Genomic DNA, 21,101 nt, shown 5'->3' on the forward strand with positions numbered 1-21,101 from the left:
GACCGCCCTCGCACCCGTACGCCCATCACTATGCGTACGGCGCGACGACGCCCACCGTTCACCCGCGCTCAGGCCGTCCGCAGCCCCTTCACGTGAACTCCGACACCATCCCACCCCGCGGTCAGGCCGACCGCGGCGCCCCCGTGCTGGCCCGCTCGACCAGCCGCGTCGACAACTCCGTGCGGGTGCCCTCCAGTCGGTCGCCGTCCATCATCGCGACGAGCAGCCGCAGCGCGGTCGAGGCCATCTCGGACAGTGGCTGGCGCACGGTGGTCAGGCCCGGCGTCGCCCAGCGTGCCTCCGGCAGATCGTCGAACCCCACCACACTGATGTCGTCCGGGATCCGCAACCCCCGCTCGGAAAGCGCCTCGTAGACCCCGAGCGCCATCCTGTCCGAGCAGACGAACACCGCGGTCGGCGGTTGGGGCAGGTCCAGCAGCTGGAGCATGCGATGGCGCGCGGTGGTCTCCATGAAGTTGCCGTAGCGGACGTACTCCGGCCGGTACCGGACGCCCGCGGCCACGAGCGCCGAACGGTAGCCCGCCACCCGTGCGCTGCTGCACATCTTGCGCCGGTACCCGGCGATCACGGCGACCCGCTCGTGCCCGAGGGCCAGCAGATGCTCGGTGGCGGTCATCCCGCCCTGCCAGTTGGCGGCGCCCACCGACACCACGCCCGGCGGGGGTTCGAGCACCGGGTCGATCAGGACGAACGGAACGCGGTGCTGGGCGAGCCAGGCGTACTGGGCGGGGGACAGCTCGGCCAGGTTGAACAGCACCCCCGCCGAGCCCCTGCCGGTCAGCTTGTCGAACCAGCCGCGCTCCGGGCGTGCGCCCCGGGTCCGGTTGAGGCCCGCCGAGACCACCACCTCCAGGCCCGCGTCGTGCGCCGCCTGCTCCACTCCGTGCAGCACCGCCCCCGACCAGGAACTCTCCAGCGAGTGCACCACCAGGTCGACCATGCGCGGCGGTTTCGACACCTCGAACCTGGGTCTGCGGACATAGCCGAGCCGGTCCAGCGCCTCGGTGACCCGGCGCCTGGTCTCGGGGGCCACGTCCTCCCGGCCGTTGACCACTTTCGAGGCCGTCGGTACGGACACCCCGGCCTCGCGCGCCACCACCGCCAGCGTCGGCCCGGCCGTCGCGCTCCCGCCACGCACCATCGCGACTCCACCTCTCAGGCCCGTCCCGAGGGCCGGTGAGTTTTCGAATAGCAAGCGCTCTCTACCGTAAGGCCAACTCCACACGGCGGGAAGGACGAGGGGAATCGGGGGGCCGCCCTCGCCGGCCCCCCGGAAACCTCATGCCGAGGCCGCGGCGCGATGCCGTGGGCGGGTCCCGGCGCGGGCCGGTGTGCCCGGCACGGCACGCGCCGGGACGCCCGTCACGTCCGGGTTTCCGGCAGGTCCCAGCGGGCCAGGTCGCGCAGCCACGCCGCCGCCGAACTGTCCGACGGTGCCCGCCAGTCGCCGCGCGGCGACAGGGAACCGCCGGCCAGGACCTTCGGCCCGTTCGGCATGGCCGAGCGCTTGAACTGGGCGAACGCGAAGAAGCGCCGACAGAAGTACTCCAGCCAGTGCCAGATCTCCGGCAGGTCGTACGCCACCCGCTCGCCCTCCGGGAACCCGGGCGGCCAGTCGCCCGCCTGCGCGTCCCGCCAGGCGTGCCAGGCCAGGAACCCGATCTTCGACGGCCGGTAGCCGTAGCGCAGCACGTGGAACAGGGTGAAGTCGTGCAGCGCGTACGGGCCGATCTTGGACTCCGTGGACTGGAGCTCCTCGCCGGGCACCAGCTCCGGGCTGATCTCCGTGTCCAGGATCGCCGCCAGCGTCTCGTTGGTGTCCGGGTCGAACTGGCCGCTGCTGATGACCCAGCGGATCAGGTGCTGGATCAGCGTCTTCGGCACACCGGAGTTGACGTTGTAGTGGCTCATCTGGTCGCCGACGCCGTACGTGCACCAGCCGAGCGCCAGCTCCGACAGGTCGCCTGTGCCGAGGACGATGCCGCCGCGCTGGTTGGCCAGCCGGAACAGGTAGTCGGTGCGCAGCCCGGCCTGCACGTTCTCGAAGGTGATGTCGTACACCGGCTCGCCCGAGGAGAACGGGTGGCCCATCTCCTTCAGCATCAGCCGGGCGGTCGGGGTGATGTCCAGCTCCGCCGCGGTGACCCCGAGGGACCGCATCAGCTTGTGCGCGTTGCCCTTGGTGTGCTCGCCGGTCGCGAAGCCGGGCAGGGTGAAGGCCAGGATGTCGCTGCGCGGGCGGCCCGCGCGGTCCATCGCCCGCGCGGCGACGATCAGCGCGTGCGTGGAGTCCAGGCCGCCCGACACCCCGATCACGATCTTCGGACCGCCGATCGACGCCATGCGCTGCTGGAGGCCCGCGACCTGGATGTTGTAGGCCTCGTAGCAGTCCTGGGCCAGCCGGGCGGGGTCCGACGGCACGAACGGGAACCGCTCGACCCGGCGCCGCAGCCCGAGGTCCGCGGTCGGCGGGTCGAGCCGGAACACCACCTCGCGGAACGCGCCGGTACGCCCGGACAGCGTCCGGCGGTTGTCGTCGAACGTGCCCATCCGGTGCCGGGACTGCCGCAGCTGGTCCAGGTCGACGTCGGCCACCGCGTACTGGTCGCCGTCGGGGAAGCGGTCGGTCTCGGCGAGCAGGGCGCCGCTCTCGTAGATCATGGTCTGGCCGTCCCAGGACAGGTCGGTGGTCGACTCGCCCTGGCCGGCCGCCGCGTACACGTACGCGGCGAGGCAGCGCGCCGACGCCGACCGGCACAGCAGCCGCCGGTCCTCGGCCCGGCCGACGGTGATCGGGCTGCCCGACAGGTTGACCAGGACGGTCGCGCCGGCCAGGGCCGCCTCCGCGCTGGGCGGCACCGGCACCCACATGTCCTCGCACACCTCGGCGTGCACCACCAGGCCTGGGACGTCCTCGGCGGTGAACAGCAGGTCCGGACCGAACGGCACCTCCGCCCCGGCGACCCGGATCGTCCCGCCCCGCTCGTCGTCGCCCGCGGCGATCTGGCGCTTCTCGTAGAACTCGCGGTAGTTCGGCAGGTACGACTTGGGCGCGATGCCGAGGATCCGCCCGCGGTGCACGACCACCGCGCAGTTGTAGATCCGGTGCCGGTGCCTGAGCGGGGCACCGAGGACGAGCACCGGCAGCAGGTCCGCCGACCCGGCGACCACGGTGCGCAGCGCCGTCTCGACGTCGTCGAGCAGCGCGTCCTGGAGCAGCAGGTCCTCGATCGAGTAGCCCGACAGGCACAGTTCGGGGAAGACGGCGACGGCGACACCGTCCTCCGCACAGCGGCGGGCCTGCCGCAGCACCGCCTCCGCGTTGGCGGGCGGGTCGGCGATCGCCGCGTGACCGGTGCAGGCGGCGACCCGCGCGAAGCCGTGGCTGTAGAGCGACCAGAAGTTCACCGGTTTCCTCCGTGGACACCCCGGTGTGCGACCGGGGAGGAAGTGCGCTCCTGCGGAGCAGGATGGGGAGCCGGAACGCCGTCGGGGCGAGCGGGCGTCTCCGCCGCCGGGCCGAGGGCGGACTCCAGCAGATGGATGATCTCCGAGTTGAGGGACCGCCGATCGGTCCGGGCTCGATCCACGAGACGTTCATGGAGGTCAGCGGGCAGGCGGAGAGAGATCCGCTTCTCAGGATCCATGCGGGAATGATGCCACGGTGGCATCGGGGCGGCGCCGGGGGGCCTCCGGCGCCGGCAGCTCGGCGTCCAGTGCCGCGGCCTCCGCCGGGTCGGCGTACGGGTCGGCGTACGGGTCGTACAGCGAGACGGCGAAGGCGAAGTCGAACGGCCGGAGCAGCTCCAGCAGCCGGCGGCCGACGCGGCCGACGCGGGAGGCGCCGATGGCCCCGACCCGGCGGCCCACGGCGCCGAGGGCCGCGGTCTCGGCGGGCGCGTCGTGGTGCGCCCCCGTCCTGCACTCTCCGGCACCCTCCGGTACGCCAAATGGCCGTCAAGGATCCCCCAGGACCGGAATACCGCGGGGGGATGTGGTGCTCTGATGTGCACGACGGTTCACGAGCGACGGGTGTGAGGAGCTGGTGAGCGTATGACGGCAGACCGGCCGGACCCCGTGGTCCGCACACCGTACGGAGACGTCCGCGGCAGGTACTCCTACGGGGAGGGGTACGAGGACGGGATCGCGGTCTTCCGCGGCATCCCGTACGCGGCCCCGCCCTTCGGCCCCCGACGGTTCCGCCCGCCCGAGCCGCCCGAGCCCTGGGACGGCGTGCGCGACGCGGGTGCCTTCGGGCCGACCCCGCCGAAACCGGCCTACTCGGAGGCCTTCGCCCGCTACCTGTCCGACCCCGTCGTCGCGGGCGACGACTGCCTCAACCTCAACGTGTGGACGCCGGAGCCCGGCCCCGGGGCCCGGCTCCCCGTCCTGGTCTGGATCCACGGCGGCGCACTGACCAGGGGCTCGTCGATGATCCCGGTGTACGACGGCAGCGCCTTCGCCCGCGACGGCGTGGTCCTCGTCTCGCTCAACTACCGTCTCGGCGTCGAGGGGTACGGCCTCTTCCCGGACGCCCCGCCCAACCCCGGGCTGCGCGACCAGCTCGCCGCGCTGGAGTGGGTCCGGGACGCGATCTCGGAGTTCGGCGGCGACCCCGACCGGGTGACCGTCTTCGGTCAGTCGGCCGGCGCCATCAGCATCGGCGCCCTGCTCGTGGCACCCCGCGCACGGGGTCTGTTCCAGCGGGCCGTGCTGCAGAGCGGGCCGCCGGAGGCCCTGGCCCGGGACAAGGTGCGCCGCATGGTGCGCCGGATGGCCGCGCGGCTGAAGGTGCCGGCCACGGCCGCGGCTTTCGCCGACGTGGACCGGTCCCTGCTCGCCGAGGCACAGGCGGAGGTCGGCCGGCTCAGCAGCCCGGTCCTGGGCGGCCCCGCCTTCGGCATCGTCGTCGACGGCGAGCTGGTGCCGCGCGACCCTCTGGAGGCCCTCGTCGAGGACGGCGCCGCCCACGACATCGGCCTCCTCCTGGGCTGGACCCGCGACGAGCACCGCCTCTGGCTGGTCCCCGGCGGCCTCCAGGAGCGCCTCGACCGGCTCGGCACGGTCGCCCTGGCCGGTGCCCGCGCCCGCTGCCACTGCGGCCCCGAGGTGCCCCGCCGCTACCGAGAGCTCCACCCCGACCTGAGCCCCGCCGACCTGGCCGGCCGGCTCGTCACGGACCACCTCCTCCGCGTGCCCCTGCACCGCGTGGCGGACGCCCGCCCCGCCCACGCCCCCACCCACGTCTACGAGTTCGCGTGGCCGTCGAACCTCCCCGGCCTCGGCGCCTGCCACGCCCTGGAGCTCGGCTTCGTCTTCGACACCGGAGACACCGCCGCCTCCGTGAAACTCGCCGGCGAGCACACCCCGCGCGCCCTCGCCACGACCCTGCACGACGCGTGGGTCCGCTTCGCGACGCACGGCGACCCCGGCTGGACACCCTGGGACGCCACCCACCCCGTACGGATCTTCGAAGCCCCGGACGACCGCCGCGTCGCCCTCGGCCCCTACGACCGCGAGCTGGCCCTCTGGGCGCAGGACGCGCTGCGTCCTCGCAGAACCCAGGGCGCCGGAACCTTCACGACCACCGGAGGATCCGCCCTGCCGGCTCTCCGCCGCTTCCGCCGGACCCCCTGAACCGGCGGGACGGGCGAGCCCACGGCGCGGTGCCTCCCCGCCACCGAGATCATGATCTGGGCCCCGCCCCGCCGCCACGGCCGAGGGCGGGGCGGTCAGCCGGGGAGGGCGCCGCGTACGACGCTTCGGCCGGAGTGGGCCGGGTTCCCGTTGTCCTCCTGCGCCGACACGTCGATCAGGGGGTAGCGGCCGAGGTCGATCCGCGTGGGGAGCGGCAGCGTGGCGGTGCCGTCCGGGCCGAGCACGCCCATCGCGACGAGGCGGGTGTGGGTCCGGTCCATGAGCCACACCTCGTAGTAGCCGTCCGTGCGGGGCAGACCGGTCACGGTCACCGTCACCTCGCGGTCGGCCTCGGCCCCACGGACCAGGCGAACCGTTCCGGCCGCGCGGGGCACGGCCAGCGGGGCCAGGCGGCTCGGCGGGCCCGCCTCGGCCTTCGGCGGACCCTCGTCGAGCTGCCACGCGGTGACGGCACTGCCCAGCAGCGCCCCCACGACGAGACTCGCGGCGGCCGCCAGCACGGCGGGTCGGCGCAGCCACGCACGACTGCGACCGGGACGGTGCCCCCCGCTGCCGCCGCTGTTGCCGGCACCTCCGGGTCCGTCAGAGCCGTGCAGAACAAAGGGTCGGGCAGGTGCGTCGGCTGCGCCGACCCGGCCGACCCCCGTCGTGCCGTCGTCGTTCCCCGCAGGTCGCTGCGGGGGCGTGTCCGTGTCCCTGTCCAGTTCCGCCGCGATCGCGTGCCACACCGTGTCGGGTGGGGCGGTCAGGAAGTCGTCGGTCGACACGTCCCGGGCGGCACGGACCACGCGCCGTAGCCGGCCGAGTTCCTCGCTGCAGCGCGGGCACCGGGCCAGATGGTCCCGCTGGCGCGGGGTGAAGCGGGCGTCGGCCGCGAGGGCGAGGTCGGTCAGCTCGTCCGCGTCCAGGTGCTGCGCCATGCTGCACCTCCCCTCGTCACGGCGGTCGGAGCGGCCGGGGCGGTCGGACCGGGGAGCCGGGGCCACGGTCCGTGCCGCCCGGTGTCGGGGCTCTCCTCGGCACCGGGCGTACCCCCGCGGCCGGCGGGCTCCCCGGCAGCGGCTCCTTCCCCGCTGCCGGCCGTTGTCCCGCCGTCCTCCCCGGCTCTCTTCTCTGCCTCTTCCGCCTCGTCGGCGCCGGCGGTTTCACCGTCCTCGACTGTCGCCTCCTGCTCGGCCGGCCTCCCGTCGTGTGCCGGGGCGGCGGCCGGCAGCCGGTCGGTCAGGGTCTCCTCCGCGTCGGACATGGACAGCAGCGTAGGGGGCGGGGGGACTTCGCGGGCTGGACTCATCCGGTGGGAGTGACCGGGAGCGCCGTCACCACCAAGTTCCTCTGGTAGCCGCCGCGTTCGGGGTCGAACGGGGGCGCGCAGGTGATCATCGTGAGGACCGGTCGGCCCGTCCTGGCGAACGTCGAGGCGGGCAGCTGGTCCTTGTCCACGCGGACGCGGGCGACGACCCGGTACGTGACCGGCGGCGCGTCGGTCCGCCGTACGGTCACCTCGTCGCCCGCGCGCACGTCGAAGAGGGCGGCGAAGGCGCCGAGGTCGCCCGTGCGGGAGTCCACGTGTCCCACCATGACGGCGGAACCCGAGGGCGCCCCCGGCGCGGGGCCGAAGCGGTACCAGCCGACCTTCTGGGGATCCTCCGGGATCTCGGCACTGCCGTCCGGGGCCACCCCGCGTGCCTCGACCGCGGCGTGGAGACCGACGCGCTCGATGTCGAGCCACCGCGGGGAGGCGGCGGACGCGGGCCTGGTCGGCGCGGTCGACGTGGCCGGTGCCGTCGGCGGCGAGCCTGGGTCCTCCGCCCGGACGGGCGGCGTCGCGGGGGGCGACGCGGCCGTCCGGGCGTCGAAGTCCGTGGCCGGCGGCAGGCTCTCGCGGGACGGTGCCAGCGCCAGCACCGTGGCCCCGGACACCGCCAGCAGCACGATCGCCGCGGTCCGCAGTCGCCGCCGGAGCCACGGGCCCGGACCGGTGTCAGGCACGGTTTCGGGACACCACACGGCGGGCGGTCAGCGCGCCGGCGAGGCCGAGGAGGCCGAACCCGGCGACGTACGCCGGCCATGCGTCGGCGTCGTTGGTCGCCCCGGCGTTCACACCCGAGGGAGCCGAGTGCATGCCGGTCAGGGTCTGCACCTTCAGGGCGAGGTTCTTGTCCGCGGCGCTGCCCCACGCGTAGACGATGGTGGAGGTGCCCTCCTTGAGGTCGAGGTCGGCGGGACCGATGGCGACGTCGTTGGTGCCGGCGAGCACGACGTCCGCCGAGACCGTGCCGGCGTCGACGGTCGCCGTGTCCTCCTTCGGGTTGACGAGGTCCTTGAAGACCGGTGTGCCGCCCGCCCTGACGTCGACGGCCGGAGCCGCCGCGACATGACGGACCGTCAACCGGGCCTTCCCGGCGGCCACGTCGGAGGTGTCGTTCACGTAGGCGTCCAACTGGGGAGCGCCCTCGGCGTTCAGGTGGGCGACGACGGTCGCGTTGGCCCCGGCGGGAACCTCGACCGTCTTCTGGATCGCGGGCTTGCCCTTCGGGTCCGCCCCGGCCTTGAAGACCTTCAGGTCGTACGAGCCGGCGGGAAGCGGCTGCGGGTCCGTGAGGGTGCCCGGTTTGAAGTCGGGAATCAGTTCGTCGCCGTTGGCGTACACGTCCACGTCCAGGCCCGGTACGGCGTGGAAGACGGAGACCATGGCCTTGTCGTCGTCGGCGGCGGCCGCGGTTCCGGCGCCGCCCAGGGCGAGCGCGAACAGACCGAGAGAAGCCGCTGCGGCAACAGGGGTGCGCGAGATCATGACTGGCTGTCCCTTCGACGGCCCACTCCCTGTGAGTGAGTGCACCAGGACTTCGGTGCGCGTCCCGACGGAGGATGCAGATTCTTTTGTGGGTTCTTTTGTGGTTCCTTTGCGGTCCTTTGGTCGCTCCTCCGCCGGTCCTCCGTCATTGCGCCGCCCGGTCCTTCGGCCCACGCTCCAGCGGGTCCATTTCGATGCGCTAACGCTGCACGTTGCGTCGTCGCATCGTTTCGACGGACGGTCGTCGTGTCGTAGTCCTTCGACCTCGGAGCTCAAGATGGCCACTGCTCGGCCCGACACCCACCTGAGCGCCGACGTGGAGCGCACGCGTCCGCGCGACCCCGGCCCCGACCGGGTCCACGCCCCGCTCCCGCCGCACGAGGAGACCGGCGACGACACCGAACTCGCCCGGCGGTTCCACGCCGGGGACGAGGAGGCCGTCGCCCTCGCGTACCAGCGGTGGGGCTCCCTCGTGTACACCCTCGCGCGGCGCTCCCTGAACGATCCGCGCGACGCCGAGGACGTCACCCAGCAGGTCTTCCTCGCCGCCTGGCGGGGACGCGCACGGTACCAGCCGGAGCGCGGAGCCCTGGGCGGATGGCTCGTCGGCATCACGCGCCACGCGATCGCGGACGCGCACGCGGCACGGGCCCGCCGCGCCGACATCGAGGGCATGTCCGCGGCACAGCAGGAGGAGGCCGTACGGCACTGGGGTGTCGACGAGAGCCAGGCCGCCGTCGACCGGGTCCTCGTCCTGCAGAAACTCCAGTACCTGACGCCGGTGCAGCGGCGCCTGCTCGGCATGGCCGTCTACGGAGACATGACACAGAGCATGATCGCCGAGCAGACGGGGTTGCCCCTCGGCACGGTCAAGAGCCACATCCGCAGGGCCCTGCACTCACTGCGACGGGTGATGGAACCGTCCGCCTGATCAGGGTGGGCGCGGCCGGTGGGCGGGTGGCCGGGCGGCGGGGGCGCACAGGTGGAACAGAGGGTCGGGCAGCGGCGCGCGCATCCGTACACCCGTCGGACGGGGAATACCTGACATCCCCCGAGGTCCGGGACATCGGATACGGCGCTGGAGGCACACGATGGACGCGCACGAGGAGCCCGGCACGGCCGGCGCCGGCGTGACGACCGGGGTGCTGGCGCGCAGGCTCGGCATCTCGCCCACCACCCTGCGCTCGTGGGACCGCCGCTACGGGCTGGGGCCCGCCACCAGGGTCGAGGGCCGGCACCGGCGGTGGACGGCCGAGGACGTCGCGATGGTGCGGGAGATGTGCCGGCTGACCGCCGAGGGCGTCCCCCCGGCGGAGGCGGCCCGTACGGCGAAGGCCCAGGCGGCGGCCGCCCAGGCCCTTGCGGCCGGTGCAGGAGCCGCGGCCGGGCCCGCCGCCGGCACACCTGTCGCGGGCTCGCCCTTCCGTCCCCTGGCACCGGTCAGCGAGCCGTGGCCCCCCGCGGACGCCGCGTACGAGGGCCCAGGCTCCGCGGAGACGGCCCCCGAGACCCTGGCGCCGGCGGACACCCCGTCCGTCGAGGATTCGCGCCGACGGTGCCGAGGGCTGGCCCGTGCGGCGGTCCGTATGGACGCCGAGGCCGTACAGGAGCAGATCACGGCGACGGTGGAGGCGTACGGCCTCCTGGCCGCGTGGGAGGAGGTCCTCATCCCGACGCTGCGGTACGTGGGGCGCCGATGGGAGTCCTCGGAGGACCGGTACGTGGAAGTGGAACACCTGCTGTCCTGGCACATCTCCGTGACCCTCCGCCACGCCTATGCCCGCGCCGCGGCCCGGAACAGGACCGCCGACACCCGCCCGGTCCTGCTGGCGTGCCTGCCGGGCGAACAGCACACCCTCCCGCTGGAGGCGCTCACCGCCGTACTGGCGGAGCGCGGCCGGCGCGTCCTGATGCTGGGCAGCTCGGTCCCGGTCGAGGCGCTGGAGGCCACCGTGCGGCGGGTCGCCCCGGCCGCCGTGGCCCTGTGGTCCCAGTCCCGGAGCACCGCGGACCTGCCGCTCGCCCGGCACCTCGCGGCGATCCGCTGGGGCATCCACGGCGCCCGCACCCGCAGCCACGTCCTGCTGTGCGGCCCGGGATGGGGGCTGCGCTCGGACCCCGACCTCCTGCGGCCCTTCGGGCTGGCCGACGCCGTGAGGATCATGGCCTCCGCCGGCCGCCCCGGCGACGACGCGCCGGTGGCGAGCGAGGGGCGGGTGCAGGAGTCCGTGTGATCCATGCCGGAGCCCGCGCGGGCTCCGGCGCCCGGCCCATGCCCTCGGCGCACACGTTCACGCATTCACGCGTTCGATCTGCCTGCGGGCTTGGCTCGCGCACCACGCAGCACCACCGAATACGCGCGCCACGATGTCCACCGAATGCGGGCACCACGCAGGCCCACCGAGTACGCGCACCGAGCGCAACGCATCCGCAGGCGCTCCCGGCGTGGAAGAAAAAGTGCGATATGTCCCAGAAAGGAATTCTTCCTCCCTCCCCAGGAGTGCTCATCATGGTCAAGAAGCCGTATGAGACGGACGCCCGGAGCGAGCAGCTCGTTCCGCCCGAGGAGACGCCCGCCGTCGAGGGTTCGACGGCCGAGGCCCACCGTGAACGACCGGACGGCGGCATCTGGGAGCATCCGTACCTCTGGCTGTTCCTGATCGCGCTCGGCGCCGTGCTCTTCGCCGCGTTCTTCGTCGTCCGCATGGTCACCCTGTGAGCCGAACGACTCCGTGAGCCGACCGCCGACGCTCTCCGCGTGGCCGTGAGAGGACCACAGCGGCGGGCCGCCTCCCCGGGACTCCGGGGAGGCGGCCCGCCGGTCCCGTGCTCAGTCCTGGGAGCGCATGAGCGCGGGCGTGGGTGCGGAGTCCTGGGCGGGCGTGAGGGCGCCGTCCTGGGCGGGGCCGAGGGCCGCCTGGCTCGCGCGGCGGCGGGCGGCCAGGGCCTCGCGGGCCGCCTCGCGGGGGTGGCGGCGCCGCCAGTACGGGTTGTCGTGCGGCAGCTTGCTCGACACCCGGCCGTACATGCCGAAGCAGGCGATGAGCAGCCCCATGACGAAGCTGAACATGACGTTGGACATGCCGAAGTCCAGGAAGTTGGCCGGGCGGTCCAGCACGAAGAGGTGGTAGAAGCCGCTGAGCAGGAACAGCGTGCCGACCGTCATGTTGAGCGTGGACGCGAAGTTGCCGCCGATCACGGCACCGCCGATCAGGGCGAGGCCCACGACGACCGAGATCAGACTGAGCACCCCGTTGGTGGACATCCCGGAGATCTGGGTCCCGTCCGTGTTGAAGGGGCTGAGCTGGTCCGCGAAACCCAGGCAGCCGAAGACCAGCAGGATGACACCGCACAGGCCGGCCCCGTACCGGTACACCCGGCCCAGCCGGTGGTCGACGGGGAGTTCATCGCGAAGCCTCATGACGTGTCCTCTCCTCAGTGACCGGAGGTGCCCGTCCCGCGGCGGGGCGGGCGCCGGATCGACTTTCGCCACCATTTCCGTGGATATGGGGCGTACGGTTGCAGCGTTTTCCCGGACGGGTGGACGCACGCACGGACGCATCCGGGGAACGGTCCGCACCGGAACCCTGTGCGGCGTCCCAGGCGGCCCCGGACCACCGGGGCCCAGGAGGAGAGGAGACGTCGGCATGGCCGTCCCCCACTGGCTGTTCGGCGACCAGCTCGGGCCGCACTTCCTGACCGGTCGCAGCGACACACCGGTGGTGATGATCGAGGCCCGCTCGGTCTTGCGGCGCCGCCGCTTCCACCGGGCCAAGGCGCACCTCGTGCTGTCCGCGATGCGCCACCGCGCCGCCGAACTCGGTGACCGGGTCCGCTACGTCCGCGCCGAGACCTACCGGGAGGGGCTCCGCGAGGCGGTCGGGGACGACCCGGTGACGGTATGCCACCCCACGTCGTACGCGGCGCTGCGGCTGGTGAGGTCACTGGAGTCGGTGACCGTGCTGCCCGCGCGCGGGTTCCTCGTCGCGCACGACGACTTCCGCGCCTGGGCCGACGGACACGGGGGAGGGCGGCTGCGGCAGGAGGACTTCTACCGGTGGGTGCGGCGCTCGCACGACCTGCTGATGGACGGTGACCGGCCGGCCGGCGACCGGTGGAACCACGACCACGACAACCGCGAACCCCCGCCGAAGGGCGCGCGCACCCTGGGAGCCCCGCGCCCCTACCGCCCGAGGGAGGACGAGATCGACGACGAGGTGCGCCGCGATCTCGACCGCTGGGAGCGCGAGGGCTCCGTCGCCTTCGTCGGCAGGGACGGCCCCCGCCTGTTTCCCGCCACCCGGCGCGAGGCGCTGGCGGCGCTGCGCCGGTTCGTCGAGCACCGGCTCGCCGGCTTCGGACCGCACGAGGACGCGATGCTCGCGGGGGACCCGGTGATGAGCCACAGCCTCCTCTCGTCCTCCCTCAACCTCGGCCTGCTGGACCCGGCGGAGTGCGTGGAACGCGCCGAGGACGCGTGGCGGGCGGGGCACGCCCCGGTCAACAGCGTGGAGGGGTTCGTCCGCCAGGTCGCCGGCTGGCGCGAGTACGTCTGGCAGCTCTACTGGTACTTCGGCGAGGACTACCGCCACCGCAACGCCCTGCGGCACCACGAGCCGCTCCCCGAGTGGTTCCTGGAACTGGACGCGGACGCGGTCCGGGCGCGCTGCCTGGCCACGGTGCTGGCACAGGTGCGGGACACCGGATGGACGCACCACATCCCCCGGCTGATACTGCTGGGCAGTCACGCCCTGCAGCGCGGCTGGGACCCGCTGGCGGTGACGGACTGGTTCCACCGCAGCTTCGTCGACGGCTACGACTGGGTGATGGTCCCCAACGTCGTCGGCATGTCGCAGTACGCCGACGGCGGGCGCATGACCACCAAGCCGTACACCTCCGGCGGCTCGTACGTGAACCGGATGAGCGACCTGTGCGGCGGGTGCGCGTACCGGCCCGGCGCGCGCACCGGCGACCGGGCCTGCCCGTTCACCACCGGCTACTGGGCCTTCCTGCACCGGCACCGGGCCCGTCTGGAGCGCAACCCCCGGATGGCGCAGCCGGTCCGCGGACTGGACCGGCTGGCCGACCTGGACGAGGTGCTCCAGCAGGAGGGCCGACGCGGCGACACCCCGCCCTGAGCCCTGACACGGACGACGGCGCCCCGTCCCCCGTCCCCGTCAGCCCTCCGTCCGCATGTCGCTCAGCACCTCGCGCGCGGCCCGTGCGCCGGAGGCCAGCGCGCCCTGGACGGAGCCGGTGGCGCGGTGGTCGCCGCACACGTACCGGCCCGGTGCCACGCGCGTGGTGCGGGTCAGCGGCTGCGGCGGCCTCATCGCGGGCAGCGCGTCCTCGATGTGGCGGACGGTCAGCAGGGTCCAGTCGTCCGTGCCGGTGCCGTACGCCTCCCCGAGCGCCGCGCGCACCCGCCGCTCCCGGTCCTCCCGGCTCTCTCCGTCACCGTCGAGGACCGAGGTGGCGACGAGGGCGTGGCCGGGCGGGGCGTACTCGGGGACGACATCGCTGACGACGCACGTGTTGAGGAAACGGCGCCGGGTGTCCACGAGGAGGGTCGGTTCGCCCAGGGGGGATCGCGGAGCCACGTGGTAGTACGTCGTCACGGTCCGGTAGTCGGGCAGGGCGACCTCGGGCAGCAGCCCGGGGAGGGGGCCGGGGCCGGTGGCGACCACGACCGCGCGGGCGGGGATCTCCCGGCCCCGGGCCGTCAGCGCCCCGTCGTCCGTCAGCTCCGCCACGGGGCTCTCCAGCCGCACGGTGTCCGGCGGCAGGGCCGCCGCGAGCGCCCGGGGAACCGCCCCGACGCCCTCGGTGGGCAGGCACAGGGTGCCGCGCAGCATGCTCCGCCACACCAGGTGGAACATCCGCGAGGAGGTCTCCAGGTCGTCCTCCAGGAAGACCCCCGACAGGAAGGGACGGAAGAACCGCTCGACGAACTCCTCGGAGAACCCGGCCTGCGCGAGCGCGGTACGGGTGGTGGTGTCCGCGCGCCGCTTGAGCCGGCCGGGCGGCGACAGCAGGGCGCGGGCGGACAGCAGGCCGAGCGCGGCCAGGTCACGGGGTCCGGCGAGGCGGCCCGGCAGCAGGTCGGGCAGGGTGCGGGGACGGCGGGTGGGGTCGCTGAAGCGCAGCCGGCCGGAGGGGCTGTGGACGAGGACACCGGGGGTGAAGGGCCGCAGCCTCAGGTCCCGCAGGGTGAGGCGGCGCCGCAGCTGCGGATAGGACGTGTTGACGACCTGGAACCCGCGGTCCACCACGAACCCCTCGACCCGGTCCGCCCGCATCCGCCCGCCGACCTCGTCACCGGCCTCCAGCACCCGTACGCCGACACCGGCCGCCAGCAGGTCCCGGGCGCATGCGAGACCGGCGACACCGGCCCCGACGACCAGCACGTCCGTCGCGTCCTGGGCTGGGGACACACGACCACCTCTCCCGTCCGCGGCGCGGCCCCGTGCCGCCCCTTCACCGGAGTGTTCCGCGCGGCACCGGGCCACGGATGCGTTCGCCGCGCGCACTGGGCCGGACGGGTCGGTCCGGGTCGGGTCCGGGCGTGGAGGGGGCCGGGGAGCGCGGCGGACGGCCCCCGGCCGCACCGCCGGCCGCCTCGGGCGAGCAGGCCGCGCGGAGTTCGCTGGGCGGCATGCCGTAGGCGGTGCGGAAGGCGCGGGTGAAGTCGGCGGGGCGGGGGAAGCCCCAGCGGGCTGCGATGGAGTGGATGGGCTCGGCGCGCAGTGCCGGGTCGGCGAGGTCGCGGTGGGCCCGCTCCAGCCGCTGGTCGCGGATGTACGCGGCGACCCCGACGCCCTCGGCGCGGAAGAGGGCGTACAGACGGCTGCGGGAGACGTGGTGGGCGGCGGCGATCGCGGCGGGGGTCAGTTCCGGGTCCGCGAGATGGCGGCGGACGAACGCCTTGATCCGCAGCGTCAGCGTGCGGTCGTGGGCCTCCGGCGGCATCAGCGGATCGGCGTCCAGGGTGTGGGCGAAGGCGGCGGTGACCAGGTCGGCGACGACGGTGCCCAGCCGGGGGGCGTCCTGCGGCTGGTACGGGCAGGTGTCCGCGGTCAGGTTCACCAGGAACTGCGACAGCAGCGCGCCGACCCCCTCACGGCCCGATATCGGACGCCCCACCACCTGGTCGGCCCGGCTCTCGGGCAGCGCCACCAGCGCCCGGGGGATCTCCATGCCGACGATGGTCACCGGGTCGGCGCCGGTGAAGATGTCCCACGACCGCGACGAGCTGTTGACGTGGATGTCGCTGAGCTGGTACGTGACCTCCTGTCTGCCCCAGGTGGCCCTGCCCTCTCCGCGCAGCAGCAGGGACAGGTGGTAGACCTCGGGGTCGGACTGGCGGACGAGTTTCGGTGTGCGGCGGAAGACCAGCGAGTCGAACGTCGCCGGCCACACCGTCACATCACCCAGCCCGATCAGCCGCTGGTGCACGCGGTAGTCCGCGGCACGGTCGCTGGACAGCTCCAGCGGAGCATGCGTGCGGCCCATGCGCTCCGTCCACGCGTCGAACCGGTCACCCGGAGGCAGATCCAGGGAACGGAACACCGACTCTGGCAACATCGCCGCAGTCAATCACAGCGACGCGGACCCGTGTGGACCAGGCGGTCGCCTCTCAACTGTGGCTGATGGACCGGTCGATGAGGGCGACCGCGGCGCGCGGGTCGTCGACCTCGACGACGAGGCGGTCGTAGGTCTCGGCGTCGGCGAGTTCGATCACGATCGCCTTGCCCGGGTTCTTCACCTGCCAGAAGACGCGTTCGCCGTCGCGGCGGAAGCGGCCGGCGGTGATCACGCCGGGGAGATGGGTGCCGCCGACCCGGATGCCCTTCGGCTCGCGGGCGATGCCGGGGTCGTGGGTGGCGCCGCGCACGTGGGTGAGGGGGATCTCCAGGCGGCTCTTGAGGGTCCAGAGCTTGTCGAGGCCCTGGAATTCGACCGTCAGAAGGCCGTGTTCACGATCGATGGCGATCCGTGCCATGTCAGTGCTCCTTGGGTGCGGTGGGCTGTGCGCGCAGGCGCAGGCGGGCGCCGAGGACGGTGGAGGCGAGGTGGGGGGCGGCCTCGCCGTGGGAAGGCCGGAGGGCGTCTTCCAGCGCGGTGACGGCGTCCGTGACCAGCGCGGCGACTTCCGGGTCGTGAGGGGCGCGTTCCACGGCCGCCAGGAGGAGGAGACCGGCCGCCGGGCCGCCGTCGTAGGAGGCGATGGCCGCGGTGAGGGCCTGCGCGGGGTCGGTGAGGGCGGCGACCGCCGCGACGGCCGGGCCGATCTCACGGTCGAGGTGAGCGCGCAGGGCCGCCAGGTGCAGGCTCCGCTTGGAACCGAACACCTTGTACAGACTGCCCCGGTGGACGCCGGTGGCGGTGACGAGGTCGTCCACCGACGTGCCCTCGTAGCCGTGAGCGGCGAAGAGCGCGGCCGCGGCGGTCACAGCCTGATCGGTGTCGAATGCGCGTGGTCGTCCCATGGCGCTGATCGTACGACGTTAAAGAACGATCGGTCAAGAATGATCGTTCTTGTATGCGGGAGCGTGGTGCCGCAGGCGCTGTGCGGCCGCGCCGCGAACGCGGCGGGTCCGTCCCCGCTCGGCGAGCGGCGCGAGCGCCTGGGGCGGGGCGGCGCCCGGCCCGGCCGTGGCCGTGCGCCGGCACCGGACGGACGCGGTGGTCGGCTCCTCGGGGCCCCAGGGATCGCCCGGCGAGACGGCTCGGAGCCGGTCCCACTCCCGCGGGCGGCGGGTCAGGAGGCCGTGCTCGGTGATGACGCCGCCGCCCGGGGTCTGCGGCCGGGCCGTGAACCGGGAGTCGGCCGGTACCGATCCCCCGGGGTCAGGCCAGCACCTGCGCGATCGCCGAGATCGCCTCCGGGCCCACCCGGCAGCACCCGCCGATCAGTCGGGCTCCGCCCGTCCGCCAGCCCTCGACCTCCGCCGCGGTGAACCGGGAGCGGCCGGTCCATTCCCGGGCGGACGCGTCCCATGCCTCGCCGCTGTTCGGGTAGACCACGACCGGCTTGCCGGTGACCCGTGCCGCCGTCGCCACCGCCGCGTCCACGTCCTCCGGGGCGCAGCAGTTCACGCCCACCGCGACGACCTCCTCGGCCTCCGCGGCCAGGGCGAACGCCTCCTCCAGCGGCTGCCCGGCCCGCGTGCGGTCCCCGGCCACGGTGTACGACAGCCACGCCGGCACCCCGAGCCCGCGCACGGCCCGCAGCAGCGCCTCGGCCTCGTCGGCGTCGGGCACCGTCTCCAGGGCGAGGACGTCGGGCGCGGCGGCGGCCAGCACCTCCAGGCGAGGCCGGTGGAACCGCTCCAGCTCGGCGACGCTCAGCCCGTACCGTCCCCGGTACTCGGAGCCGTCCGCCAGCATCGCCCCGTACGGGCCGACCGAGGCCGCCACCCACAGCGGCCGGCCGACGCCCTTCGCCCGCGCCCGCCGCGCCGCGTCGCGGGCCGACTCCACGCTGAGGCTGAGGAGTTCGGTGGCCCGCGCGGTGTCGATGCCGCGCTTGGCGAAGCCCTCGAAGGTGGCCTGGTAGCTGGAGGTGATCGCCACGTCGGCGCCCGCCTCGAAGTAGGCGAGGTGGGCCTCGGTGATCGCCTCCGGCCGTTCGGCGAGCAGCCGGGCCGACCACAGCTCGTCGCTCAGGTCGTGGCCGGCCGATTCGAGCTGGTTGGACATGCCGCCGTCGAGGACGAGGGGCCCGGCGGCGAGCGCCTCACCGAGAGCGGGGGAGGGGGCGGAGGAGGGGGAGGGGCTCCCCGGGGCGTTGCTGGTCATACGACGACGGTAATCGAGCCGAGGCCGTGCGCCCGAACCGAATGTGTCCACCTTGTGAACAGATTGACCACCATGTGGAACGCCGGGATACGATCACGGCCCTCCCCGTCCCACCCCTCCCCATCCCCAGGGAACCGCCATGAGCACCACGAGCACCCCCGAGGCCGCCGAGCCCGAACCCGCCCCGGCCGACGGGCCCGCAGCGGCCGACTCGGGCCCCGCCGCCGACCGGACCGCCGACTCCGCCGCCGGGACCGCCGCGCCCGGTGCCGCACCGGCCGCCGTCCTCGCGCCCGCCGGCCGCAAGTTCGGTCTCGCCGCGGCCACGGCCCTCGTCATGGGCAACATCATCGGCGGCGGCATCTTCACGCTGCCCGCCGCCGTCGCCCCGTACGGCACGGTGAGCCTGGTCGCGTTCGCCGTCCTCTCCGTGGCCGCCGTCCTGCTGGCCCTGCTGTTCGGAAAGCTGGCCAGGCGCAGCCCGGTCACCGGTGGCCTCTACGTCTACCCGCGCGACGCCTTCGGCCCCTTCGCGGGTTTCCTGTCGGCGTGGTCGTACTGGACGATGTGCTGGGTCAGCATCGCGGCCCTCGCCGTCGGCGTCGTCGGCTACGTCGACGTGCTGATACCCCTGGGCGACGGCAAGGCCGTCCTCGCGCTGGTGGCCCTGGCCGCGCTGTGGCTGCCGGCCGCCGCGAACTTCGCGGGCACCCGCTACGTCGGCGCGGTGCAGGTCGTCTCGACCGTGCTGAAGTTCGTGCCGCTGCTGCTGGTCGCCACGGTCGGCCTGTTCTTCATCGACACCGACAACTACGGCCCGTTCAACGCCTCCGGGGAGAGCGTCCCCGGCGCGATCGCCGCCTCCGCCGCCCTGCTCCTGTACAGCTTCCTCGGTGTCGAGTCGGCCGCCGTGAGCGCCGGCGAGGTCCGCGACCCCGAACGCACCGTGGGGCGCGCCAGCGTGCTCGGCACCGTGGCCTCCGCGGTGGTCTACATCCTCGGCACGGTCGCCGTCTTCGGCCTCGTCCCGCACAAGGAACTCGTCGCGTCGGGCGCCCCGTTCGCCGACGCCGTGGACTACATCGCCGGCGGGAGCTGGGGCGGCACGGTGATCGCGCTGGTCGCCGTCGCCTCGATCGTCGGCTGCCTCAACGGCTGGATCCTGCTGAGCGCGCAGATGCCGTACGCCGCCGCCCGCGACGGTCTCTTCCCGAAGCCGTTCGCCCGGCTCGGCAAGGGCGGCGTCCCCGGCTTCGGCGTCCTCGCCACCGCGGTGCTCGGCACGATCCTCATCGTCGTGAACTACGCGGACGACCCGGACACCGCGTTCCGTGTCCTCGTCCTCATCACCACGTTCACCGGCTGCGTCCCGTACCTGCTGTCGGCCGCCGCCCAGCTGTACTGGCTGGCCCGCGGCACCCGCGAGCGCGTGCGCCCCGCCGGTCTGGTCCGCGACCTGATCGTCGCCGGCCTCTCCTTCGCGTTCTCCTTCTGGCTGATCGCCGGCGCCGGCTACGCGGCCGTCTACCAGGGCGCCCTGTTCCTCTTCGCGGGCATCCCGGTCTATGTGTGGCTGCGCGGACGACAGGAGAGCCCCGAGGACGCGAACACCGTCGCCTAGGCAGGGGGACGGGGCAACCCCGGGGGACGGGGCCACCCCACCCCGGCCCGGCCCCGGCGGCGGGGCGGTCGCCGTGCGTCCTGTCCGTCCGCCGCCTTCCCCCCGGCCCTCCGGGTTCGCCGCGCTCCGTTCCTCCGCGAGCGCGCCGAACACCAAGGAGTCCCGCCGGCCGTCCCGGATCCACGCCGTGTGGCGGAGCCTGCCCTCATGCGTCATGCCGGGCTTGTTCAGCGCGCGGGCCGGGCCGGCGTTGCGCGGGTCGCACGTGGCGTGGATCCGGTGGAGGATCAACTCGGCGAATCCGAGGGCGAGAAGGCGGCGGCCGACGTCCGTGCCGATGCCCCTGCCCCGGACCCGCGGAGGCGCGACGTAGGAGATCTCGCCCTGGCCGTGGGGCGCGGCCGTGGACGTGCGGCTCGCCCATCCCCACGACGTCGTCGCCCACGCACGCCACATGTGCGAACCTCTGCCGGGGCGTGCTCGGCCAGGCCCCGGCCGCCGCCGTCACGAAGGCGCGTGTGTGTTCTTCCGTGTGGGGACCCCGGGGCTGGAAACGGCAGACCTCCGGGAGGCGGGCCCACGGGTGCACGGCCCGCCGGTCCTCCGGCGCGATCCCGGTCAGGGCCACCGAGTGCCGACTCATGGACTGATCCTGCCGACCGGGCACACGGAGAACGCCTCTCCTCGCGAACCCGGGCGGGAAACCCCGACACGACGGTCACCGTCACGGCGCTGCCGCCCCGGGTTCACCCCGTCGCCGCGCGGCGGCCGCCTCCCCGGTGCCTGTTCCGGCCGCGGCGTCGGCTCATCGGTACGGCGAGGCCGCGGAGCAGGCCGGCGGCGAGGGCGTACGGCCGGCGGCCGAGGTCGCCGTCGGCCGGCGAGTGACCTCACGACCTGCCGCTGCCGGGCCTCGGGCAGGGGGAAGTCGCTGTTCCTGATGGGGACCAGGGTCCCGGTGCTCCGCACGGTGAGCGTGCCCGTGCCGCTGAACGTGCCGTCGTAGGTGGTCTTCCCGGGCGGCACGGAGACGACCGTGTCGCCGTCGAGCCGGATGTCCCGGCCCGTCGGCCCGTCGGCGGTCACATCGCGGGGCCCGCGGCGGTCGCGGTCGGGGCACCGGGCATCAGGGCGGTGACGGCCAGGGCTCCGGCGGCCGCCGCTGTCGGGTGGACATGGCCGCCCACGACCTGGGAGACGGCCCGG

Annotated in this window: 18 protein-coding genes and 2 pseudogenes; 6 read left to right on the top strand and 14 right to left on the bottom strand. The window is 74.0% G+C overall.

Annotated elements, in window-relative coordinates:
• Positions 1-121: 121 nt before the first annotated feature.
• The 4 genes and pseudogenes from GSY65_RS29410 to GSY65_RS29425 form a co-directional block, all read right to left on the bottom strand.
• Positions 122-1,162, bottom strand: coding sequence for a LacI family DNA-binding transcriptional regulator (locus tag GSY65_RS29410; RefSeq protein ID WP_159774307.1), 1,041 nt, complete (start codon positions 1,160-1,162; stop codon positions 122-124).
• A gap of 221 nt (positions 1,163-1,383) precedes the next feature.
• Positions 1,384-3,429 (bottom strand): NAD(+) synthase, encoded by a 2,046-nt coding sequence (locus GSY65_RS29415; RefSeq protein ID WP_159774309.1) that lies wholly within the window; start codon positions 3,427-3,429, stop codon positions 1,384-1,386.
• The gene (locus GSY65_RS34575) at positions 3,426-3,692 is read right to left on the bottom strand and encodes an Arc family DNA-binding protein (protein ID WP_328707519.1); all 267 of its coding nucleotides are present in this window, start codon (positions 3,690-3,692) and stop codon (positions 3,426-3,428) included. Before GSY65_RS34575 ends, GSY65_RS29415 begins: the two co-directional genes overlap by 4 nt.
• Before the next feature lie 7 nt (positions 3,693-3,699).
• Positions 3,700-3,927: pseudogene (locus tag GSY65_RS29425) on the bottom strand (hypothetical protein); the annotation flags it as partial.
• A gap of 147 nt (positions 3,928-4,074) precedes the next feature.
• Between GSY65_RS29425 and GSY65_RS29430 the strand changes: the two are divergent.
• Complete coding sequence (locus GSY65_RS29430; protein WP_159774313.1) at positions 4,075-5,658, top strand: carboxylesterase/lipase family protein; 1,584 nt, start codon at positions 4,075-4,077, stop codon at positions 5,656-5,658.
• A gap of 95 nt (positions 5,659-5,753) precedes the next feature.
• On the opposite strand, the gene GSY65_RS29435 is transcribed toward GSY65_RS29430, so the two are convergent.
• The 3 genes from GSY65_RS29435 to GSY65_RS29445 all read right to left on the bottom strand — a co-directional run bounded on the left by GSY65_RS29435 (position 5,754) and on the right by GSY65_RS29445 (position 8,473).
• On the bottom strand, positions 5,754-6,599 hold the full coding sequence (locus tag GSY65_RS29435; RefSeq protein ID WP_159774315.1) for an anti-sigma factor: 846 nt from the start codon (positions 6,597-6,599) through the stop codon (positions 5,754-5,756).
• 367 nt (positions 6,600-6,966) lie between these two features.
• Positions 6,967-7,668 (bottom strand): class F sortase, encoded by a 702-nt coding sequence (locus GSY65_RS29440; RefSeq protein WP_159774317.1) that lies wholly within the window; start codon positions 7,666-7,668, stop codon positions 6,967-6,969.
• A complete protein-coding gene (locus tag GSY65_RS29445) occupies positions 7,661-8,473 on the bottom strand; it encodes a DUF4397 domain-containing protein (protein WP_159774319.1) in 813 nt (270 codons plus the stop codon). The genes GSY65_RS29440 and GSY65_RS29445 overlap by 8 nt, the downstream gene beginning before the upstream one ends.
• Positions 8,474-8,750: 277 nt before the next feature.
• Between GSY65_RS29445 and GSY65_RS29450 the strand changes: the two genes are divergently transcribed.
• The 3 genes from GSY65_RS29450 (at position 8,751) to GSY65_RS29460 (ending at position 11,192) form a co-directional block, all read left to right on the top strand.
• Complete coding sequence (locus GSY65_RS29450) at positions 8,751-9,404, top strand: sigma-70 family RNA polymerase sigma factor (protein ID WP_159774321.1); 654 nt, start codon at positions 8,751-8,753, stop codon at positions 9,402-9,404.
• 160 nt (positions 9,405-9,564) lie between these two features.
• Entirely contained in the window at positions 9,565-10,707 is a 1,143-nt protein-coding gene (locus GSY65_RS29455; protein ID WP_159774323.1) for a MerR family transcriptional regulator, read from the top strand.
• A 275-nt stretch (positions 10,708-10,982) separates the two neighbouring features.
• A complete protein-coding gene (locus GSY65_RS29460) occupies positions 10,983-11,192 on the top strand; it encodes a DUF6480 family protein (RefSeq protein ID WP_159774325.1) in 210 nt (69 codons plus the stop codon).
• 111 nt (positions 11,193-11,303) lie between these two features.
• On the opposite strand, the gene GSY65_RS29465 is transcribed toward GSY65_RS29460, so the two are convergent.
• A complete protein-coding gene (locus GSY65_RS29465) occupies positions 11,304-11,894 on the bottom strand; it encodes a DUF4383 domain-containing protein (protein ID WP_159774327.1) in 591 nt (196 codons plus the stop codon).
• A gap of 226 nt (positions 11,895-12,120) precedes the next feature.
• On the opposite strand from GSY65_RS29465, the gene GSY65_RS29470 reads away from it, so the two are divergent.
• The gene (locus tag GSY65_RS29470; RefSeq protein ID WP_159774329.1) at positions 12,121-13,611 is read left to right on the top strand and encodes a cryptochrome/photolyase family protein; all 1,491 of its coding nucleotides are present in this window, start codon (positions 12,121-12,123) and stop codon (positions 13,609-13,611) included.
• A 39-nt stretch (positions 13,612-13,650) separates the two neighbouring features.
• Here GSY65_RS29470 and GSY65_RS29475 read toward each other — a convergent pair whose 3' ends face one another.
• From GSY65_RS29475 to mmuM, 5 genes are all read right to left on the bottom strand, one after another.
• Positions 13,651-14,907, bottom strand: coding sequence for an NAD(P)/FAD-dependent oxidoreductase (locus GSY65_RS29475; RefSeq protein WP_159774331.1), 1,257 nt, complete (start codon positions 14,905-14,907; stop codon positions 13,651-13,653).
• 43 nt (positions 14,908-14,950) lie between these two features.
• Complete coding sequence (locus tag GSY65_RS29480) at positions 14,951-16,057, bottom strand: helix-turn-helix domain-containing protein (protein WP_159774333.1); 1,107 nt, start codon at positions 16,055-16,057, stop codon at positions 14,951-14,953.
• Positions 16,058-16,109: 52 nt separating this feature from the next.
• Complete coding sequence (locus tag GSY65_RS29485) at positions 16,110-16,475, bottom strand: hypothetical protein (RefSeq protein ID WP_159774334.1); 366 nt, start codon at positions 16,473-16,475, stop codon at positions 16,110-16,112.
• Between the two features lies 1 nt (position 16,476).
• Entirely contained in the window at positions 16,477-16,962 is a 486-nt protein-coding gene (locus GSY65_RS29490; RefSeq protein WP_159774336.1) for a TetR/AcrR family transcriptional regulator, read from the bottom strand.
• Positions 16,963-17,323: 361 nt separating this feature from the next.
• Positions 17,324-18,274: a homocysteine S-methyltransferase gene (mmuM, locus tag GSY65_RS29495; protein WP_159774338.1), complete on the bottom strand. Its 951-nt coding sequence runs from the start codon at positions 18,272-18,274 to the stop codon at positions 17,324-17,326.
• A gap of 139 nt (positions 18,275-18,413) precedes the next feature.
• On the opposite strand from mmuM, the gene GSY65_RS29500 reads away from it, so the two are divergent.
• Positions 18,414-19,895 carry an amino acid permease gene (locus GSY65_RS29500; protein WP_159774340.1) on the top strand — a complete coding sequence of 494 codons (1,482 nt, stop codon included), beginning with the start codon at positions 18,414-18,416 and terminating at the stop codon, positions 19,893-19,895.
• A gap of 270 nt (positions 19,896-20,165) precedes the next feature.
• On the opposite strand, the pseudogene GSY65_RS34125 reads toward GSY65_RS29500, so the two are convergent.
• A pseudogene (locus GSY65_RS34125) lies at positions 20,166-20,351 on the bottom strand (hypothetical protein); the annotation flags it as partial.
• Positions 20,352-21,101 lie beyond the last annotated feature (750 nt).

It is taken from the genome of Streptomyces sp. HM190 (genome assembly GCF_009857135.1).
In the GTDB taxonomy this organism is placed as follows: domain Bacteria; phylum Actinomycetota; class Actinomycetes; order Streptomycetales; family Streptomycetaceae; genus Streptomyces; species Streptomyces heilongjiangensis.

Coding starts and splice junctions, on each gene's coding strand:
- GSY65_RS29455 (WP_159774323.1), top strand. CDS start 9,565: ATGGACGCGCACGAGGAGCCCGGCACGGCCGGCGCCGGCGTGACGACC.
- GSY65_RS29465 (WP_159774327.1), bottom strand. CDS start 11,894: ATGAGGCTTCGCGATGAACTCCCCGTCGACCACCGGCTGGGCCGGGTG.
- GSY65_RS29445 (WP_159774319.1), bottom strand. CDS start 8,473: ATGATCTCGCGCACCCCTGTTGCCGCAGCGGCTTCTCTCGGTCTGTTC.
- GSY65_RS29470 (WP_159774329.1), top strand. CDS start 12,121: ATGGCCGTCCCCCACTGGCTGTTCGGCGACCAGCTCGGGCCGCACTTC.
- GSY65_RS29430 (WP_159774313.1), top strand. CDS start 4,075: ATGACGGCAGACCGGCCGGACCCCGTGGTCCGCACACCGTACGGAGAC.
- GSY65_RS34575 (WP_328707519.1), bottom strand. CDS start 3,692: ATGCCACCGTGGCATCATTCCCGCATGGATCCTGAGAAGCGGATCTCT.
- GSY65_RS29460 (WP_159774325.1), top strand. CDS start 10,983: ATGGTCAAGAAGCCGTATGAGACGGACGCCCGGAGCGAGCAGCTCGTT.
- GSY65_RS29500 (WP_159774340.1), top strand. CDS start 18,414: ATGAGCACCACGAGCACCCCCGAGGCCGCCGAGCCCGAACCCGCCCCG.
- GSY65_RS29450 (WP_159774321.1), top strand. CDS start 8,751: ATGGCCACTGCTCGGCCCGACACCCACCTGAGCGCCGACGTGGAGCGC.
- GSY65_RS29485 (WP_159774334.1), bottom strand. CDS start 16,475: ATGGCACGGATCGCCATCGATCGTGAACACGGCCTTCTGACGGTCGAA.
- GSY65_RS29435 (WP_159774315.1), bottom strand. CDS start 6,599: ATGGCGCAGCACCTGGACGCGGACGAGCTGACCGACCTCGCCCTCGCG.
- GSY65_RS29490 (WP_159774336.1), bottom strand. CDS start 16,962: ATGGGACGACCACGCGCATTCGACACCGATCAGGCTGTGACCGCCGCG.
- GSY65_RS29410 (WP_159774307.1), bottom strand. CDS start 1,162: ATGGTGCGTGGCGGGAGCGCGACGGCCGGGCCGACGCTGGCGGTGGTG.
- mmuM (WP_159774338.1), bottom strand. CDS start 18,274: ATGACCAGCAACGCCCCGGGGAGCCCCTCCCCCTCCTCCGCCCCCTCC.
- GSY65_RS29480 (WP_159774333.1), bottom strand. CDS start 16,057: ATGTTGCCAGAGTCGGTGTTCCGTTCCCTGGATCTGCCTCCGGGTGAC.